At 61.0% G+C, this 18,218-nt stretch carries 17 protein-coding genes and 1 pseudogene; 11 read left to right on the top strand and 7 right to left on the bottom strand.

The window, feature by feature from the left end; translation table 11 throughout:
* Positions 1 to 19: 19 nt before the first annotated feature.
* A complete protein-coding gene (locus A6U98_RS34355; protein ID WP_064655840.1) occupies positions 20 to 667 on the top strand; it encodes a BON domain-containing protein in 648 nt (215 codons plus the stop codon).
* A gap of 339 nt (positions 668 to 1,006) precedes the next feature.
* Here A6U98_RS34355 and A6U98_RS34350 read toward each other — a convergent pair whose 3' ends face one another.
* The gene (locus A6U98_RS34350) at positions 1,007 to 2,926 is read right to left on the bottom strand and encodes a PAS domain-containing sensor histidine kinase (RefSeq protein ID WP_064655673.1); all 1,920 of its coding nucleotides are present in this window, start codon (positions 2,924 to 2,926) and stop codon (positions 1,007 to 1,009) included.
* Complete coding sequence (locus A6U98_RS34345) at positions 2,904 to 3,587, bottom strand: helix-turn-helix domain-containing protein (protein WP_245304604.1); 684 nt, start codon at positions 3,585 to 3,587, stop codon at positions 2,904 to 2,906. The genes A6U98_RS34350 and A6U98_RS34345 overlap by 23 nt, the downstream gene beginning before the upstream one ends.
* Before the next feature lie 172 nt (positions 3,588 to 3,759).
* On the opposite strand from A6U98_RS34345, the gene A6U98_RS34340 reads away from it, so the two are divergent.
* On the top strand, positions 3,760 to 4,503 hold the full coding sequence (locus tag A6U98_RS34340; protein ID WP_018246469.1) for a response regulator transcription factor: 744 nt from the start codon (positions 3,760 to 3,762) through the stop codon (positions 4,501 to 4,503).
* On the opposite strand, the gene A6U98_RS34335 is transcribed toward A6U98_RS34340, so the two are convergent.
* On the bottom strand, positions 4,466 to 4,909 hold the full coding sequence (locus A6U98_RS34335) for a hypothetical protein (RefSeq protein WP_018246470.1): 444 nt from the start codon (positions 4,907 to 4,909) through the stop codon (positions 4,466 to 4,468). The two genes, A6U98_RS34340 and A6U98_RS34335, sit on opposite strands and share 38 nt — an antisense overlap.
* A gap of 206 nt (positions 4,910 to 5,115) precedes the next feature.
* On the opposite strand from A6U98_RS34335, the gene A6U98_RS34330 reads away from it, so the two are divergent.
* Positions 5,116 to 5,625, top strand: a complete 510-nt coding sequence (locus tag A6U98_RS34330) for an Hsp20/alpha crystallin family protein (RefSeq protein ID WP_026188771.1) — start codon at positions 5,116 to 5,118, stop codon at positions 5,623 to 5,625.
* Between the two features lie 78 nt (positions 5,626 to 5,703).
* Here the strand turns inward: A6U98_RS34330 and A6U98_RS34325 are convergent, their stop codons facing one another.
* A complete protein-coding gene (locus A6U98_RS34325) occupies positions 5,704 to 6,351 on the bottom strand; it encodes a BON domain-containing protein (protein ID WP_064655671.1) in 648 nt (215 codons plus the stop codon).
* A gap of 214 nt (positions 6,352 to 6,565) precedes the next feature.
* On the opposite strand from A6U98_RS34325, the gene A6U98_RS34320 reads away from it, so the two are divergent.
* The 4 genes and pseudogenes from A6U98_RS34320 to A6U98_RS38180 form a co-directional block, all read left to right on the top strand.
* Positions 6,566 to 8,200 (top strand): MBL fold metallo-hydrolase, encoded by a 1,635-nt coding sequence (locus tag A6U98_RS34320; RefSeq protein WP_064655670.1) that lies wholly within the window; start codon positions 6,566 to 6,568, stop codon positions 8,198 to 8,200.
* Positions 8,181 to 8,534, top strand: a complete 354-nt coding sequence (locus tag A6U98_RS34315) for a hypothetical protein (RefSeq protein ID WP_018246474.1) — start codon at positions 8,181 to 8,183, stop codon at positions 8,532 to 8,534. The genes A6U98_RS34320 and A6U98_RS34315 overlap by 20 nt, the downstream gene beginning before the upstream one ends.
* Entirely contained in the window at positions 8,527 to 9,699 is a 1,173-nt protein-coding gene (locus A6U98_RS34310) for an acetate/propionate family kinase (protein ID WP_064655669.1), read from the top strand. Before A6U98_RS34315 ends, A6U98_RS34310 begins: the two co-directional genes overlap by 8 nt.
* A 9-nt stretch (positions 9,700 to 9,708) precedes the next feature.
* A pseudogene (locus A6U98_RS38180) lies at positions 9,709 to 9,873 on the top strand (hypothetical protein); the annotation flags it as partial.
* Between the two features lie 46 nt (positions 9,874 to 9,919).
* Here the strand turns inward: A6U98_RS38180 and A6U98_RS34305 are convergent.
* Positions 9,920 to 10,972, bottom strand: a complete 1,053-nt coding sequence (locus A6U98_RS34305) for a type III polyketide synthase (protein ID WP_064655668.1) — start codon at positions 10,970 to 10,972, stop codon at positions 9,920 to 9,922.
* 244 nt (positions 10,973 to 11,216) lie between these two features.
* On the opposite strand from A6U98_RS34305, the gene A6U98_RS36575 reads away from it, so the two are divergent.
* Positions 11,217 to 11,882, top strand: coding sequence for a CBS domain-containing protein (locus A6U98_RS36575; RefSeq protein ID WP_064655667.1), 666 nt, complete (start codon positions 11,217 to 11,219; stop codon positions 11,880 to 11,882).
* A 625-nt stretch (positions 11,883 to 12,507) separates the two neighbouring features.
* Here A6U98_RS36575 and A6U98_RS38175 read toward each other — a convergent pair.
* Entirely contained in the window at positions 12,508 to 12,642 is a 135-nt protein-coding gene (locus tag A6U98_RS38175; protein ID WP_312887430.1) for a hypothetical protein, read from the bottom strand.
* A 519-nt stretch (positions 12,643 to 13,161) separates the two neighbouring features.
* Here A6U98_RS38175 and A6U98_RS36565 point away from each other — a divergent pair.
* The gene (locus tag A6U98_RS36565) at positions 13,162 to 13,989 is read left to right on the top strand and encodes a TylF/MycF/NovP-related O-methyltransferase (protein WP_082934051.1); all 828 of its coding nucleotides are present in this window, start codon (positions 13,162 to 13,164) and stop codon (positions 13,987 to 13,989) included.
* Positions 13,990 to 15,055: 1,066 nt separating this feature from the next.
* On the opposite strand, the gene A6U98_RS34280 is transcribed toward A6U98_RS36565, so the two are convergent.
* A complete protein-coding gene (locus tag A6U98_RS34280) occupies positions 15,056 to 15,940 on the bottom strand; it encodes a universal stress protein (protein WP_064655839.1) in 885 nt (294 codons plus the stop codon).
* Positions 15,941 to 16,180: 240 nt separating this feature from the next.
* On the opposite strand from A6U98_RS34280, the gene A6U98_RS34275 reads away from it, so the two are divergent.
* Positions 16,181 to 17,428 (top strand): amino acid permease, encoded by a 1,248-nt coding sequence (locus A6U98_RS34275; RefSeq protein WP_245304603.1) that lies wholly within the window; start codon positions 16,181 to 16,183, stop codon positions 17,426 to 17,428.
* Between the two features lie 45 nt (positions 17,429 to 17,473).
* Positions 17,474 to 18,169 (top strand): VIT family protein, encoded by a 696-nt coding sequence (locus A6U98_RS34270; RefSeq protein ID WP_064655665.1) that lies wholly within the window; start codon positions 17,474 to 17,476, stop codon positions 18,167 to 18,169.
* Positions 18,170 to 18,218 lie beyond the last annotated feature (49 nt).

Genomic DNA, 18,218 nt, shown 5'->3' with positions numbered 1-18,218 from the left:
AAACCTGAAGGAGGTTGTCATGAACGACATTCATCTCAGACAGAGTATTCTCGACGAAATGGAATTCGAGCCCAGCATCGACGCGGCTGGCATCGGCGTCGCGGTTCACAGCGGGATTGTAACCCTGACCGGTCACGTGCGTACCTACGCGGAGAAGGAAGCCGCCGAGCGGGTGGCCAGTCGCGTCAAGGGCGTGCGCGGAATAGCCGCCGACATCGAGGTCCAGATTTTCGGCCCGAAGGAAACGGACGACGACGACATCGCCCGTCGGGCTGTCAAGATGCTCGACTGGAACGTCTCCGTGCCAAAGGATTCGGTCCAGGTGCGGGTTCTCAAGGGGTGGATCACCCTGCGGGGCGAGGTCGAGTGGCAATATCAAAAGAACGCAGCCTACGACGCCGTGCGCGATCTCGCTGGCGTGGTAGGGGTGTCCAACCTAGTGGAGCTGAAGCCGCATATTACGGCGGTGGACGTCAAGAAACGCATCGAGGATGCTTTCCAGCGCGACGCCGCTCTGGAGGCCGGTGCAATCAGAATCGACGTCCAAGGCAGGAAGGTCACACTCTCCGGCAAGGTGAAGACCTGGTCAGAACGGCAGGCAGCGGAGCGCGCTGCATGGTCTGCTCCGGGGATCAGCACTCTCGACGACCGGCTGACGGTCGGGTGATCGAATTATTGGGAGCGGCTGGACGTTAGCCGCTCCGCCCGCTCAGCGGCGAGGGCGCCGTTGCGAGCGCCCTCGCATACGCTACCAATCCCGTGATTGAAGATCAGACGGTCTATTCGGCTTTACCCGACTGCCGCGTCACTCTCGTCTTCGAAACGAAATTCTGCACTTGCCGATGCTGAGCCTCCGTCGCGAGCGTCAGGAAAAGCTTGTTGTCCAGAAAGGCCGATCGGGGATGTTAGCTGGATCTGTCGCCAGGACGGATACCGTGGTCGACGTTGCGTATACCAACAGCGACAGCGCGAATGAGACCCGTTTCGCCGAATTGGAATCCCGCCGTCAAGCAGAATGGCCATCATGCCTCGCGTCAAGCAACAGCCTGAGGCGGGTCGACATCTCCGACGCCGTGTACGGCTTCTTTAGCCAGCCGGCGCCTGCTTCGATCTCCTTCTCCGCAGCATGGGGTTCCGAAAAGCCGGACGTGAGAAGGATTTTTACCCTCGGCCAGCGCTCGCGAACCTTGCGGGCCAGTTCGTCGCCGTTCATGCCGGGCATGGCGACGTCTGAAAACAGCAATGCAACGTCGTGCCGCGCCTCCAGCTCCTTCAACGCGTCGATCCCGTTCGTGGCTTCGATCACCGAGTAGCCAAGCGTCTGCAGACGGCTGATCGTCACTCGGCGAACTCTCGCGTCGTCTTCGACCACCAGGATGGTTTCGGTGCCAGGAGAGGGGGCGTCCTTGACCTGCTGCTCGTCCGGATGGGAATCCCTTCCACCATCGGCGCGAGGAAGGAAGAGGCGCACAGTCGTCCCCTCGCCAGGTTCGCTGTAGAGCTGCAGGTGCCCTGCGGATTGCTTTGCGAAACCGTAGACCATGCTAAGCCCAAGCCCCGTTCCCGAGCCCGTCGGTTTCGTGGTGAAGAACGGTTCGAAAGCTCTCTCCATCACCTCGGATGTCATTCCGGTGCCCGTATCGGTGACCGAAATGAGGACGTATCTGCCGGGGCGGATCGCCGGGTACATCCCGACGTAGTCGGCGTCGATCTCGACGCCGGATATCTCGATCGTCAGACGGCCCCCGGCAGGCATCGCGTCCCTGGCGTTGATCGAAAGGTTGAGAAGCGCGCTTTGAAGCTGCGCCTTGTCTGCCATTGCGCTCAGCCGCCGTCCAGGAATGATCGTCCGGAGCTCGACGGAATCGCCGAGCGTTCGCTGGACGAGGTCTGAAAACTCTCCAAGCAGGGCGCCGACGTCCAGCTCTTTTGGTGCGAGGGCCTGCCGCCTTCCGAATGCCAGAAGCTGCGAGGTCAGTCTGGCGCCGTCGTCGGCCGCGGACTGCGCCTCCCGCAACAGGGACAAGTGCCCCGGTTCGGCAAGACGGGCCTCCAGCATTTCGAGATTGCCGCTGATGACGGCGAGCAGATTGTTGAAATCGTGCGCGAGCCCTCCGGTCAACTGTCCGACCGCCTCCATTTTTTGTGACTGCCGCAGCTCGGCTTCGATGCGGTGGCGGCTCGTCAGATCCCTGACGAAGCCCGTGAACGTCCGCTTGCCGCTGGCAACCGCCTCGCCGACCGAGAGCTCCATCGGAAAGGTGGTCCCGTTCTTCCTGAGGCCGACAACCACGCGCCCGTAGCCGATGATCCGGCGGCGTCCGGTCTGAATGTATGAATCCAGATATCCGTCGTGCGCCTCCCTGTCCGGAGACGGCATCAGCATCGAGACGTTCTGCCCGATGGCCTCGTGCGCGGAGTATCCAAACAGCTTTTCCGCCGCGGTGCTGAACGAGGCGATGCAACCCTTGTCGTCTATCACGATCATTGCGTCGGGGACCGTGGCCAGGATGGACTGGAGGTGTGCCTGCCGCTCCCGCAGCTCGTCCTCGACCTGCTGCTTGAGGGTCACGTCGTTGTTGGACTGGACGATGAGCGTGTCCGGATCCCCAAGTTCGAGAACGGTCCACCGCGTCACGATCGTGAGTCTGGCACCGTCCTTTCGCCGGTGCCCCACCTGTCCGGTCCAGGACCCGTTGTTACGCACTTCGGTCCGAAGCTCCTCCACGTCCGCCGGGAATTGCGTGTCCAGAAGATCGTGAACCACCTTTCCCACGGCCTCCGACGCGGACCACCCGTAGAGCTGCTCGCAGCCCGAGGTCCAGCGCTGGATGACGCCATCGAAGCCGTGGACGATCAGATTGGAGCCGTCGAACATGCGCACGATCCGGTCCAGGTCTGTCTCACTGGTAGCGTGTTCCACCACAGCGTGCTCCTGCGTCTACGTCCTCGAACAGGTCGTCCGGGTCTTCGTCGGCGGTGCGGGCCAGTGCCAACCGGCTCGCAACTTTGAACTGATGCTTGTCCGCAGGCAATAGTATGCCTTTGGCGACCAGCTTGGTAAGCGTCCTCGACACGGTCTCGATCGTCAGGCCGAGATGGTCGGCGATATCGGCGCGGACCATCGGCAGACTGATCGTCCGGCCGTCCCGTCCCTCGCTCCGTTCCAGCCGATGCAGCAGGAAGGTGCAGACGCGTTGCTCGGCGTTCTTGTGCGACAGCAGGAGCATGTGGTCCTGCGCTGCGGAGATTTCGTCGCGAAGTTGCGACAGGAGCTGAAGCCGGAAATCGGGCACGAGTTGCAGTTCCTCTTCCAGCGTCCGCTTGTTCATCCGGGTGAAGGCCACCTCATCGATGGCTTCGCCTGCAAACATGTAGCGGTTGCGAAATGATAGTCCGACCAGGTCGCCTGCACCAAGAAAACCGATGATGAGGCGGCGGCCGTCGGGAAGGAACCGGCATATGCGGACGTTCCCGCGCACGATGCGAAACACGTGCCGGGCGGCGTCGCCCTCAAAGAAGATCGTGGTTCCCGACTGGGCAGTCTCGACGGTCTGGCGCATGAACAGCGGGGCGAAGTCGATCATTCCATGCGACAGTGGCCGTTCGAGTGAATGGATGTTTGATACCGCTTGCATGTCGTGGCTCCATCTGCCGTTGCGTGGCCTGGATTTGACCGAACGCTGATGACACCGGAATGCGAGAAGCGTAAGACTTGGTGCGATTGTGTAACAATCCGTAACAAGCGAAGAATGCTGAATGACGAGCGGAATTGTCAGACGGACCCGCATACTTGTCGTGGACGACGATGTCCGGATCCAAAGAATGCTCGCGCAATATCTCGGCGAGGAGGGATTCGACGTCGACGTGGCAGGCAGCAGCTCGCAGATGCGCGCCAGAATGGCGGGGGCGAAATTCGACGCCGTTCTGCTTGACCTCGTCATGCCGGGAGACTGCGACGGGCTCCAGCTCGCAAGGGAAATCCGTTCAGGGTCGGACGTTCCCATCATCATGCTGTCCGGCCGCGACGATGTCATGGACCGCGTCGTCGGTCTGGAGGTCGGCGCGGACGACTACATTGGCAAGCCATTCCATCTCCGGGAGGTGCTCGCCCGCGTGAGGACGGTCCTGCGGAGACGCACAGTTTCCAACGAAGCCGCACCCCCGGAAGCAGGCGTGCTCTTTTTCGCTGGATGGCGGCTTGACGTGGAACGGAGAGCGGTGACGAACCCGGCCGGGGACGAAGTGGCGATGTCTACGGGGGAGTTCGACATGCTGCATGTATTCGCCACCCATGCAGGGCGTGTCATGACGCGTGACATGCTGATGGACTTGACGCACAAGCGTGGCCGCGACGGCTTCGACCGCACCATCGACGCACTGATCGTCAGGCTGCGGCGCAAGATAGAGACGGATGCGGCAAATCCAAGCCTGATCAAGTCTGTTCGTGGCGTCGGATATCTCTTCACAGCAAGGCCGGAGACGGCTTCCGGTCGATCCTGAACATCAGGCCATGATCCCACCGACGAAATCGGTCTTCACTTTCCATCTCTGAGAAATCACCTGGAAACTGCGCCCAGAACCGCATGTAGTCGCATCCCGCCGATCGCCTTCGAAGCGAGGTGAACAGGAGGTCCGTGATGGTCATGTCGTCAATGACGCTCGCCACCGCGAAGATCGGAACGTCCATCAATCGTCCGGCGATCGGATGCGCGCCGATCCGGTAGGCGGCCAGCCCACGCACATAGCCTGCCGGATCCTTTAACGAGACGAGCGTCCACCGATCGGCGTTCGCCACCACTTGCGCCCAATCGTCGGCAGAAAAGCACGGAGCCGCCACCTGAATTAGGCTGTAGGCGATCAGCGCATCGTCCAAGTGGAGCAGGCGGACGCAATATCCCGATGTCATGACGGCTTTCCTCCTCGATAGAGAGGAAATGTTCGCATGGTCCGGCAGTTGGGGCCTTGTCCCAAGTCAATCGCCAGTCCGGGGAAACTCGAATGACAAAAGCCAGGGTGATTTGACGGTGATCAAAGACTGAGAACGCGATGGACTGTTCTATGTGCGCGTCGCCGCCTGTGAACGACGGCATTCTTGAGAGAAGGAGAATGACAATGGCAGACTCTGCAACGAAACTTTCCGTTAAGACCGAAGCAAGGCCGGCGGCGCCAGTCGACCGCTGGTGGCCCCTCGACAGCCTGCGGTCCGAGATCGACCGCGTGTTCAGCGACTTCGGCAGTCCGTCGATCTTCGACCGGGCCTTCAGCAGGATGCCGGCTGCGTTCTCGCGCGGCATGCTCGCCGTCGATCTCGTTGAATCCGACAAAGCCTTCGAGCTGTCGGCCGAGCTTCCAGGCGTCGACGCCAAGGATCTTGACGTCACGCTCGCCGACGGGGTTCTCACCATCAAGGGCGAGAAGAACGAGGCCAAGGAGGAAAAGGAAAACGACTATTACCTTTCCGAACGGCGCTACGGATCATTCCACCGGAGCCTGGAATTGCCGCGCGGCGTGGACAGCGAGAAGATCGAGGCGAAGTTCTCCAACGGCGTTCTCAAGGTAACGCTGCCGAAGACGCCCGAGCGGCAGAAGAACGACAAGAAGATCACGGTCAAGGCGGCCTGACGGTCAACCCTCCGCTGCGCCGAGGGGTGGCGTACGGTGGGCGCGGAGAGAGGGAGGGGCGCGACCCCTCCCTCTTTTTCAGTTGATGCGGATGTGGTTCTCGACGGTGGCAACGCCTGGAACAGACCAGGCAGTCCGTTCGGCGACGCCGCGCTCGTGCCAGGCGCGCACGCCGCCTTCGAGGACGACCTTGTCGTCCTGAACCTTCACCGAGATGCCGCCGGCGTCGACTTCGGCACTCCGTTTCAGCGCGTCCTCGATCCGACGGCGGACGTCCGGCACCGTTGGGCACGACCGTATCGTCAGCAGATTGAGGACGCCGACCACGCCACCGAGCTTCCTGACTGCACGTTCGGCGGCAGCTTTCTGGAACTGCCAGCGCACTTCGCCCGACAACGTCACCCAGCCGTCCTCGACCTTTACATGAACCGGTCCCTCCGGGAGCGCCGTGGTCCAGGCGATGATGTCGATCGCCCGCGACGCGATCTGGTCGTCTGCATGCTGCTTGTGACCTACGCACCGCACATCGATGTCCACAGCCACCGCCCGGACGCCCTTCACCCGCGCGGCAACGTCCTCCGCCGTCAGCTTTTCGGCATAGGTCGACACATGACCGGAGAGGGTCGCAATGCCGTCTTCCACCGAGACGCCGATATGGGCGGCGTCGATGCTGGGTTCGAACGCCAGCTCGTCGAGTATGTCCTGTTGGATTCTTAGGTCCGTCATTTCTACCTCCTGTTGGGGTCCGAAGCCTGTTGGCCCCGCGGGGTATGATGCGCCGTCCAAAATTTCTGCCGTTGCGCTGGGTCAATTCAACCTGGCGACGGCCTGCATCTCCCCAAAATTGCCCGTCAGGCGAGCCGCGAATACATCTTTGACCTTCGTCAACGTGCGGTCGTCCGGGGTGCCTTAAAGTGCCCGACAACACATAGGAGTTGTCATGACCAATCCGATCCTTCACTTCCACGGCGCCGCGGGCTCGGTGACCGGATCGTGCTTCCTGCTGGAGACGGCCGGGGGGCGCATTCTCGTTGATTGCGGGATGTTTCAAGGATCCAAATCGGAAAAGGAACTGAACTACAAGCCGCTCCCATTCGATCCCGAAAAGGTCGACGCAGTGCTGCTCACACATGCGCACATCGACCACTCGGGGCTGCTTCCGAAGCTTGCGAAGGCGGGATACGGCGGGCCAATCTTTGCAACGGCAGCAACGATCGACCTTTGCACGATCATGCTGCAGGATTCGGGTCACATCCAGGAGTCGGAGGTCCGACAGCTCAACCGAAGGAATCGTCGAAGGGCGCGAGAGACGGTGGAGCCCATCTATACCGCCGACGACGCCCGCAGCATGCTGCCGCAGTTCATCGCTGTCGAGTATGGCGAGCGGCGGGAGACTGTTGGCGGCGTCAGGTTCCGTTACTGGAATGCCGGACACCTGATGGGTTCCGCATCGATCGAAGTCGAGACGCCCGGCGCCGACGGGGCGACAAGAATTTTGTTCTCCGGCGACGTCGGCGCGAGCAACAAGCTGTTCGAAAATCTCCCTTTGGCGCCTTCCGGGGTCGATTACCTCATCTGCGAAAGCACATATGGGGACAGGGAACGGGAAGAGTACGCCCTGAAGGATCGACGGGACCGGCTGCGCGAAGTGGTGGCGAGTTCGAATAGCCCAGGCGGGGTCCTTCTGACTCCCTCCTTCGCCGTTGAGAGGACGCAGGAAGTGCTGACCGATCTCGTCGCCCTCATGGACGAAGGAGAGGTGCCGCGGTGCCCTATCATGATTGACTCGCCGCTCGCATCGCGAGCGACCGAGGCCTTCAAGAAGCATGCGGCCGACCTCGGTCACGGCAAGGCGTTCCTTCGTGCGCTCAACGCGCCGAACGTCCGCTTCACCGAGACGGCCGAGCAGTCGAAGGCCCTCGATCTCGTCCGGGGCTTTCACATCATCATCGCGGCAAGTGGAATGTGCGAGGCGGGCCGGATCCGCCACCGCCTGAAGAACTGGCTCTGGCGGCCGGAGTGCACCGTGCTGTTTGTCGGATTCCAAGCGGCGGGGACACTGGGCCGCATCCTGCAGGAAGGCGCGACCGACGTCCGCATCCAGGGCGAGGAGATTCACGTCTGCGCCAGGATGGCCACGCTCGACGCCTACAGCGGACATGCAGATGCAAGCGAACTGGATGCGTGGGTTGCCGGTCGGGAACCGATCCGGAAGGCGATCTTCCTTGTCCATGGAGAGGACAGCGCTCGGCAAGCGATGTCCGTCCGGCTCCCGAAGCAAGTTTCCGCGAAGGTCGTCTGCCCGTCGCTGGATGATGCCTACGAGCTTTCACCGGCGGGTGCACGCCTCATCGAAGACAGGACGCCCGCACGTATCAAGCCGGTCGTACCCGGCAGGTCCGACTGGAACAACGACTATCAGCGGTTCGTTCTGGACCTGTCCGACCGTCTGAAATCCGTCGCCGACGAGAAGGGCCGCGCGGTCGTGCTGCGCAGGCTTCGACGTGTACTGGACCCGGAAGATGTTTCGGCGGTCGAAGGGAGGAGAGACGGCAATGTTAATCATGGATCGTGACTGCAAGCGCGGCGGAGAACGCTTCGCGATACCGACCCAGGGTGAGGTGCAAGGCAAGCTTACCGTCCTGGAGGTCGTCGCTATAACCTGCCTGAGGGAGGTTCTCGCTTCGAAGAATGCCTTTGCGGTCGCTGCGTTAAAGAAGAAGGTCCTGCGGGCCATGAAGGAGCAGTGCGCGCCATTCGGTCTGTCGTCGGAAGACGAGACGTCCGTCCTCGAGTACGCATGCGAGTTCTTCGAAGAGGCAAGCAAGGAGGCAGCCAGGCAGGCTGCAACGAAGGTGGCTGCGAAGTCTGCTGGGACGGCACGCTCCAGGGCTTCGGGCCATGGATAGGGTTGCCGTCACTTTCAACGCCGGGTCCTCCAGCCTCAAGGTCGGCGTCTTCAGGCTGAAGGACGGTCGGGCACTCCGGCTGGCAGGCGGTATTGCCACGCTCGGGGACCAGCCAAGGTTCACCTTCCGATTTTCTGACGGGGATGAGGCTGTCGATCTTCCGTCCGGGACAGCGATCGATGCGCGGCTGGTTTCGCAGCTCGTCGATTGCATCGCCCGCAGAGGATTCGACCCCGTGGTGGCCGGCCATCGCATCGTCCACGGCGGACAGGTCTTCGATGGCCCCGTTCTGCTTGAGCCCGAGGTCGTCCTCAGAATGGAAGATCTGACGCATCTCGCGCCGGTGCACCTCCCTCCGGCGCTTGCGATCGTCCGCGCAGTCAACAGCGCATATCCGGAGATACCGCAGACGGCGTCCTTCGATACCGCATTCCATTCGTCGCAGAGCAGTCTTGCCGCAAGGCTCGCCGTTCCAAGAGAGCTGCACGACGCCGGGATCCGCAGATACGGCTTCCACGGTCTTTCCTATAAGTACGTCTCCGGCGAACTCAGGAAACACGATCCGGACCTGGCCGCTGGCCGTATCATCTGTGCGCACCTTGGAAGCGGAGCGAGCCTCTGCGGAATGGTCGATGGCGTGAGCATGGACGCCAGCATGGGCTTCTCCCCGCTGGACGGAATTCCCATGTCGACCCGGCCGGGCTCGCTCGATCCGGGCGCTGTCGTCCACCTTTTGCGCAACAATTTCCGCGACGCAGACAGCCTCGAGGATTTCCTCTACCACCAGTGCGGCCTGCTCGGCGTCTCCGGGAAAAGCGGCGACGTCCGGGTCCTGCTGGAGGACTTCCATCCGGCGTCAAGAGAAGCCATCGACCTCTTCTGCTTCAGGATCGCCGGCGAGATAGGAAGGCTCGCCGTCTCTCTGGGCGGAGTGGACGCCATCGTCTTTACCGCCGGCATAGGCGAGCATCAACCGGAGATACGCAATGGCGTGGCCCACCATCTGGGCTGGCTGGGTCTCTCGTTGAGCGAGCCCGCGAACAAGATGAACGCGACCGTGATCAGCGCGAGGGAAAGCGAAATCGTCGCCCTTGTCATTCCGACCGACGAGGAACAGGTCATCGCCGAAGAGGCGATCGAAGTCATCAGCCGGCACAGGCTTTAAGGATCGAAAATGTCTGAGCATAGCAGCCTTCAGCTCACCGAGCGCGAGCTCGAACTCATCAACCGCTAATTTCTGCCCGAGCCGCTTCGGCCGGAACAAATCAAGCCCCGCCTTCTCGGACATTGGGGAACGACGCCCGGCCTCAACTTCGTCTACGCCGATCTCAACCGTGTCACCCCCCGCGCTAGCGTGACCGTGGCGAGAAGAATGATCGAGGGGATCATGCTACAGCCCTCAACGAGAGGCAGCTGAGCGTGAAGCCCGGTCCCATCGCCGTCAGGACAGTTCTCCTGGGTAGTCCGTGCGCCAGAAGCTTATCGAGTACGAACAGCGCGGTTGGCGACGACATGTTCCCATAATCCGAGAGAACCTCACGCTCCTTGTCGAGGGTTCCCTGGCTCAGTTTAAGTGCCGATTCCAAGGCGGTGATGACCTTGGATCCACCGGGGTGGCACGCAAACCGGTCAACGTCGGCAGGAGTGAGATCTGATCGGGCGAGTATGGATGTTACGCCCTTCAGCACGTGAGTTTCGGCGAACGGTGGTATCGCACGGTCGAAGATCACGCCCAGACCTTCCGGATCGACGCTCCACCCCATGATGTCCAGCGTGTCGGGCCACGTATGCTGGCCTGCAAATTCGACCTCGGCCAGACCGGCCTCGCTGGCACGGACTACGCAGGCGGCGGCCCCGTCGCCGAAGAGGGCGGTCGCCACGATGTTCGCCTTGGTAAGCTTGTCCATGCGAAATGCCAATGTGCAGGTCTCGACCGCGACCACCAGCACGACCGAGCCTGGCCGGGATGCCGCCAGCCGTGACGCGATTGAAAGCCCGGAGACTCCGCCGGCACAGCCGAGGCCGAACACTGGCACCCGTTCGACGTCGTCCCGGAAACCCAGCTCTCTGCTTACCCTCGCTTCCAGACTGGGCGTCGCAATACCAGTCGAGGAGACCGTCACGATCGTGTCGACGTCGCCTGCGGCTAGGCCAGCCGACGCAAGCGCTTTACTGGCGGCGGACACGAACATCGCACCCGCGCCCTCGATATGAGCGATGTTTCTTTCGGGCCATCCCGACGTCTCGAGATACCACTCGATCGGCCGGACGCCGTAGCGTCGTCGAATCCCCGAGGTTTCAAACACCCTTGCCAGCTTTTCGAAATCGCCAAATCGCGATGAGAACGCGGTGTGCGACGCTCGCGCCGCGTCACGCTGATCGATGACATGTGGCGGAACTGCGGTACCGACGGATACCAGCTTGACGGAATGCTGCATAAGACTCCTTGCGACGGCGCGGAAAGACCTTGGTGTGCCGCGCGAGGACGAGACCGGACCATAACGTGTTGATCCTGCAAAAGGTTGCAATGCCGGCGAGCCTGATGCCGCACTTCGTCGGCAGTCTCCGGAGACGACGACGCGCGAAGAAGGCCTCCCGCGGCTTCGGGTCAGGCTTGATCCACGTCAATGCGCTCAACGTGTGTTGGCTCCGTAATTGTCCCATCAACAAGGAGACAGCGCGATGCTTGCTAGAGACATCATGACGACCCCCGTGACGACGCTCGACGAGGGACACAACGTCAGGGAAGCCGTCGAGATCGTCAACGCCAGCAAGATCGGCGCGGTGCCCGTCGTCGATGGCGAAGGGCGGCTCACGGGCATCGTCACCGAGGGAGACCTGCTGCGCCGGGTGGCGTCGTCTTGGGCGAGACGGGCGGTACCGCATACGCGCGACCGCGAAGATGCACTGGCGGACTATGTGAAGGCCCGAAGCTGGCGCGTCAAGGACGTGATGTCGACGCCCGTCATCAGCGCCGCCCCGACCGCCACGGCCAGCCAGCTTGCCGAACTCCTGCAGGCCCACGATATCAAGCACCTGCCGGTCGTCGAGGACGGCAGGCTCGCCGGAATGATCAGCCGTCGCGACTTGATGCGAGCGCTCCTCGAGGTTCCACGGCAGTGCACCGCTTCCGGCGACGAGGCCCTCGGGACCGCCGTTCGTAGCCGCCTGGAATCCGAGCTCGAAATAACCGCCCCAATGGTCAAAGCGACCGTCTCGAATGGGATCGTCACCCTGAGGGGAGAGGTCGAGACGGAGCTGGAACGCGCGGCGGCCAGGGTGGCGGCGGAAAGCGTCCGCGGCGTCGGCGGCGTGTTGAACAAGATCACCCTGGCCTCTGCATGGTGAGCCCCTCCAATGATGAAGTCGTCCCCGGAGTTTCGTAACCGATGTTCCGGCCCCACGTTGATCTCGCCTTCCTGATCTGTGCTCGGCTTTCTATGGACGAGCAAGGGGAGTTTCTCGATGGAGACTACATTTGGAGGTTCTCACGGCTAGGAAGTCTGGACGTGAGGTTCACCGGCACTGGCCGGATGACGTCAAGGCGCATGGTTTCGGAGAGCCTTCGGCCCGGCCCAATGGTGAGTGAGGTCGCAGAGCGGCATAGGTTGAAGCCGAACCACCTGTCAACTTGGCGGACAATGGCGCGGCAGGGCAAGTTGGTCCTACCCGCACCTGAGGATGCGGTGGAGTTCGCAGCGGTGCCGGGCGGCACGCCGCTTACGACAAATCGGCGTCCGGGAAGTGGCTTGTCCCCATAACCGCTGCACCAATCATTCCGCTGCTTCGGGCTCCAGGTGCGCGCGAAACTCTCCTGAAGCAGCTTCTTGCCGATCTCTTCCCCGTTCGTTCGATAGATGTCGAGGAGCGGCCGGTGCGACGGCGTCTTGTCGATTGCGCCGCTCAATACGACACGCGATCCCTTTTCAGCCTGCCCTTGGCGATCAGCGCCAGCTTCCGTTCTTTCATGCACTTAGCGTGCGATCCCGATCTCCGGCGTGTCGATGCCCGAGACGAACGGAACACCTTCCCCCAGCAGCCGCATGTTCTGGCCGTTGCATTTCACCGCGTCGCCGTCGACGACGGTCAGAGACGCGCAGATAATCAATCCAACTATCATTGAGTTCAATCGAGCCCACAGCAAAGTTGATTGCGCCGGTTCCCCAGCCTTTCTGCTTATGCCGACTGTCTGGTCGAAATGGGGGCAATTCACAGGAAGAGCGAATCAACAGACCCCCAATTGGAGGATGAATGGCCGCGCCGATGCAATCAAACGGGCAGTGATAGCCCCCCGATACGTAGCCGAAAGGCGGTCTAAGCCGGGCCAATTGGCCGTTGAGGGAAACCTACTAAGGGTCTATAAAGCTTCTCGATAGGTCGTTGCAGAACGCCGGTTTCGTACTGTGATCGGGAGGCTCTGAAATTATAGGCTCCCGAAACGCCGCGCGCAGCAGATGACGGTCAATCTTTTTCCGAAATGGATGTAAGACCGCACCCCCCTCCTCTTGGCTTACTTTGTCCTGATGAACCGCTGAGTTATCCGTCAACGCTTTGAAGGTATGCGAGTGAGGACCAGAAATGATCGTATCATGAAAACAGATCAGCTTTGCCAACGACGAGTTCGTCGATGAGAAGGGCAAGACACGTTTTCCCCGTCGTAGGTAAGGCTTCGCCGAGGCGGACGCTGTTTTGGGGAGATGGGGGCGTTATGGAAGCAGTAGATAGAGTTGCACGTGGGGCGCGTTGGCGCCTCAACGCGCTTTTGGAACGCGCCCGTCGGACCGCCCACCCAAGGACCGTTCGACAGGCTTGGTCAAGGGTGCGCGCCGAACACCTTTCTTACACGACTGATCGTCAACTTCATCAATTGCTTGAGGTAGTGCGTCGTACCGCCCCGAGCGGAGCGTTGATCATTGAGGCAGGTTGCGGGCGCGGCGGTTCAGCAAGTCTCAGGTGTTCCGCCAGGTCGCGTCAGCGCCGTATGCGCGTGTACGACCTGTTCGAGATGCTCCCTCCGCCTTCGGAGCACGATGGCGACGACATGAAAGCTCGGTACGCTGAAATCAATGCCGGCGAAGCCGTCGGCCTTGGAGGCGGGCAATACTATCTCTATGATGATGACCTGATGGCGACGGTGACGAACAACTTCGCTAGGTTTGGTTATCCCGTCGAGTCCAACAACGTCCAACTGATAAAGGGTAAGGTGCAAGACACGCTTACAGTCGCCGAGCCGGTCGCTTTGGCCAATATCGATGTTGATTGGTACGAGCCTGTCAGCGCCTGTCTAGAGCGGGTTATGCCTCGCCTCATCGTCGGCGGCGCTGTCGCACTTCGCGCCTATTCGGATTGGTCTGGGTGCCGAAAGGCGGCAGACGATTACTTCTCTCGCGCAGGACGGGAGGGACTGGACTTTGACATCTCGGCTGGACACATGCTTGTGACCCGAACGCACTGAACCTTCTCCGTCCAAGAAGACATTTCTGGTGTCCAAGAGGGCGTGCGCCGGTTTGTCACCCGGTTGGCGCCAGCTATTTCGACAGCTTGCGTGACCGCGCATTGAAAGCCTCAAGATGACATGCGTCCGTAGTGGGCGTGCCTCAAAAAGGAACCCCGCCCAGAGCGGGGCAGTTTGGGAAGCCGCGTTGACCACAGATCAAGGTGGGGAAGACAACGTGGGAGTGGAACACCGGTTACAGAGTTTCTTTCATGTTTGTCATTGCAGACGCCGTCATGTCGAGGCTTCTCCTCGTCATCCTGGTCCTCATGGTCGGGACGGTCGTGGCGTCCTGCTGGTGAAACCATCCGACGGCTCTCGAAGCAGGCGTGTCGAGCGCTCTCTCTGACCCGTGAGTGCACGGTAAACATCCTCCAATGAAATTGTCGGACCGCTTCTCACAAATGACCGGAAGCGCGGTAAATGCAATGCCCTTCGACCTGTTCGGTTTAATATGGCTGGCGGGAAGGCGTCATTCGGCCTACGTCGCCGGGCTGTCGCTGGTCCTGCTTGTTATTGATGCGGCGCATCTCGAACTCCCGCGCCGGATCGTCAACGAGGCGACCCAGCAAGCATCACATTGGTCGCACTGTTCGTATCCCTCAATTTTGCGGTGGCAGTGTTGGAGTGCGCGATTACGTTCACCTTCAATCTGCGAACATCCCTCCGCCGCTTTCCTCAGAAAGAGAGTTCGGCCCGAACCGTCACACGCGTTCCTCCGCTTCGCCGGACGTCAGCCCGTCCTGCAGGTTCGAGGGCGAACTCGCCCAGTATCCAGAAGGCGCGACCTCTAAAGCTGTCGAAGGAGGAGGATAAGGAAGAACGGGGATATCCATGGCGAACTCCGTTGTGATTTCGTCAATTATCGTCTCAGCCGGGAGGACATCATTGATGCTTGTGAAGCTTCGTGGCTCGCGTAGGAGGTGCCTGGCTTGACCGATACCAACATCCACGCCGTTCGAACCCGGCCACGTCACGCCACTAGATAGCAGTCGAAACCTTTGTAAGCCACGGCGGGGACAGTTCGTCAATGTGACATCAGGACGGGCAAAAGAGGCTCGTGCAACACGGCATCGGTTGCTCCTCCAAGGACAAAATCGCGTAATCTCGAATGTCCAAATCCTCCCATGACCAGCATATCGGCGCCCACTTCCAGTGCCGTTTGCTGAATGCTCAAACCGATGGATGACGAAGTAAACCGAGCGGTCGTTGCGATTGCATTGACGCCGCTCGAAACCAGGGTCTCAGCGAGGTGGGTTCCGGTCGTCGCCGGCAGCGGCTTTTCGCCCGTCAAAGATAGCACCGAGACCCGCCGGGCCTTGCAAATGAATGGCCTTGCATCGTTGACGGCTCGAGCGGCGGCTCTGCTTCCGTCCCAGGCGATGACCAGGTGATCGATCGGGCCCGCGAGGGTCTTGTTGGGAAAGATGATGGCTGGCCGGCCGGACCCGAATATGACCGCTTCGGCGACAATACGGGTATCCGGAACGTCCGCGATACATTCGAGAATAGCCAGATCGAAAAAACGTGCCTCCGTGACTGCCGTGTCGTGCAATAGGGGCAAGCTGGTTTTGACTGTTCGACAAGATAATTCAACCTCGGCGCTCGCTGCGAGGTTCGTTGCCGATGAAACCAGCGTTGCGGCTCGATCGCGGCTCACAGTCTCGGCATGCTCGATCATCTTCGGAGTATCGAGCAGCAACGACGACCATGCGTTGGGGATGTGCGGAATCGCGACTGTTAGCGCGCACGCGTGAAGATGTGCACCGTAGTGCCCAGCAAACGTTACGGCGTTCGAAATGATCAATCCGGAACTTGAATCGGGATATGTTGCCAGCGGGAGAAAATATTGTGCCGTCATGTCTTGCTCCATCTCTCGCGGACCGCCACGATTGCAATCATCTATCTCCATTCGTCTCGACCCGGCATTGATGTAACGCAATTGCCGACGCTCCGGCTTCTCTGCCACGGCACGGCACGGCGCCGCGTGCGAGAACTCCGCCTCTCCTTCGAAGAGCGCCAGGATAACCGGAAGTTCACACAGGTGCCTTTCCAACTGGAAGTCTGCGTAAGTTGATCGTGGTCAAATCCTTGATGGCCGAGATCCGGTATTGAATTCAGGAGGACGTGCTTGCGACAATGGGAGCGCGAAGTGAATTCAACGACCGCCGAAACCGCCGGGATGCGGCCGAGACTAGCACGCATTCTAACCCTGTCGCACGCCGTCCTGTACGGTCTCGGCGTCACCATAGGCGCGGGTATTTACGTGCTCGTCAGTGTCGCCGCCGGACGGGCGGGCATGCATGCACCGCTTGCGTTCCTGGGTGCCGCCGCAGTCATGGGCTTGAGCGCGGCCTCGTTTGCAGAACTCGGCACGCGAATGCCCGTCAGCGCAAGTGAAGCCGCCTATGTCGATAGGGCTTTTAGGCTGCGATGGTTCACGATCGTGACCGGGTTGCTGGTCATCGTGACGGCGATCATCTCGGCAGCGACGATCAGCGCTGGTAGTGCTGGATATGTAGGTGTCCTCCTTCCGCTTCCTGGATCCTCCATCATCGCCGGTGTCGTGCTGACAATGGGTGCTATTTCATGCCTGGCGACAGCCAGCTCGATCACTTTCGCAGGTGTTATGACGCTCATTGAGGTCGGTGGTCTCCTCCTCATCGTCGGAGCGGGGTTCTCCGAAGGTGTTGGCCTGATCGAGCGCCTGCCGGAGGCATGGCCCGGCGGCAATCCCACGGCCTGGGTCGGCGTGTTCGGTACCGCCATGATTGCGGTGTTCTCCTTCATCGGCTTCGAACACCTGGTCAACATTGCCGAAGAGATGAAGACGCCGTCGAAGACTCTGCCTCGCGCGCTCTTCGTGACGTTGGGGCTGACTGCCGTCATCTATGCCGGCGTCACATGGGTCGCTGTGGTCACTGTTCCTCCGGACGAACTGGCAAGGTCGCCCGCGCCGCTCGCACTCGTCTTTGAACGCCTGACGGGCATGCCGCTCGTGACCATGAGTGCGATCGCGATCATCGCGACGTTAAACGGCATCATCGTGCACATGATTATGATCTCTCGGGTGATCTACGGCCTGGTCCAACAGGGAAACCTCCCCCAGGTGCTCGGACGCCTGAACCCTCACACTGGAACGCCGATCGTCGCCACTTTGATCGGGGCTACGGCGATCCTGGTGTTTGCTATCTTCGTACCGCTCGAAGGTCTCGCCAAGCTGACATCGCAGTGCACTTTGGGGCTGTTCACTTTGGTAAACATGGCGCTGATCCGCATAAAGATGACCGAGACCATAGCGCTGCCTCCGGGTGTGTTCATTTGCCCGTTCTGGGTGCCCGTCGCAGGTGTGATCGCGAGTGCCGCGTTGCTCGTGATCGACATTGCCCTCATCGGTTAATCTCGCACTCACTACGTCAAAATCGACTTTGTCCTGGAGACGCGCATGAGCAGACTGCATTCGGAACATCACCTGGTCTCCCGCATCGGCTGGCTACGGGCTGCCGTCCTCGGCGCAAACGATGGAATCGTCTCGACGGCGAGCTTGATCATGGGCGTCGCTACCGCGTCCGCCGGACCCTCGCAGATCCTGGTAGCAGGCGTCGCTGGTCTGGTCGCGGGCGCGATGTCCATGGCGGCCGGCGAATACGTGTCGGTAAGCTCCCAAGCGGACACCGAGGAAGCCGATCTCGCGCGAGAACGGATCGAGTTGGAGGCGCAACCCGAAGCTGAGTACGAGGAGCTGACTGAGATCTACGTCAAACGCGGTCTCACCGACGAGCTGGCCAGGCAAGTCGCGATCCAACTGACCGCAAATGATGCTCTCGACGCGCATTCGCACGACGAACTCGGTATCGTCGAACACATGGCGGCCCGGCCGGTTGAGGCGGCTTTGACGTCGGCCGTCACGTTTGCGGTGGGGGCCGCATTGCCCCTGCTCATGGTCGTACTTTCGCCCGGCTCGGTGCTGATCTATACCGTTGCAACCGCATCTTTGGCCTTCCTCGCGCTGCTGGGCGCTATCGGTGCAAAAGCCGGCGGCGCCAACGTCTGGAGGGCCACCACCCGCGTCACTTTCTGGGGCGCTTTCGCTATGGCATTGACGGCGGGGATCGGTGCGTTGGTTGGCACCGCAGTCTGACGAGTAACTTTCCGCCCCTTCCTGCACGCCCAGCTTGAGGACGCGGTGA

The organism is Rhizobium sp. WYCCWR10014 (genome assembly GCF_001657485.1).
In the GTDB taxonomy this organism is placed as follows: domain Bacteria; phylum Pseudomonadota; class Alphaproteobacteria; order Rhizobiales; family Rhizobiaceae; genus Rhizobium.
Note: the sequence above shows the minus strand (reverse complement) of the source record. Positions and strands in the feature narration are given on the sequence as shown.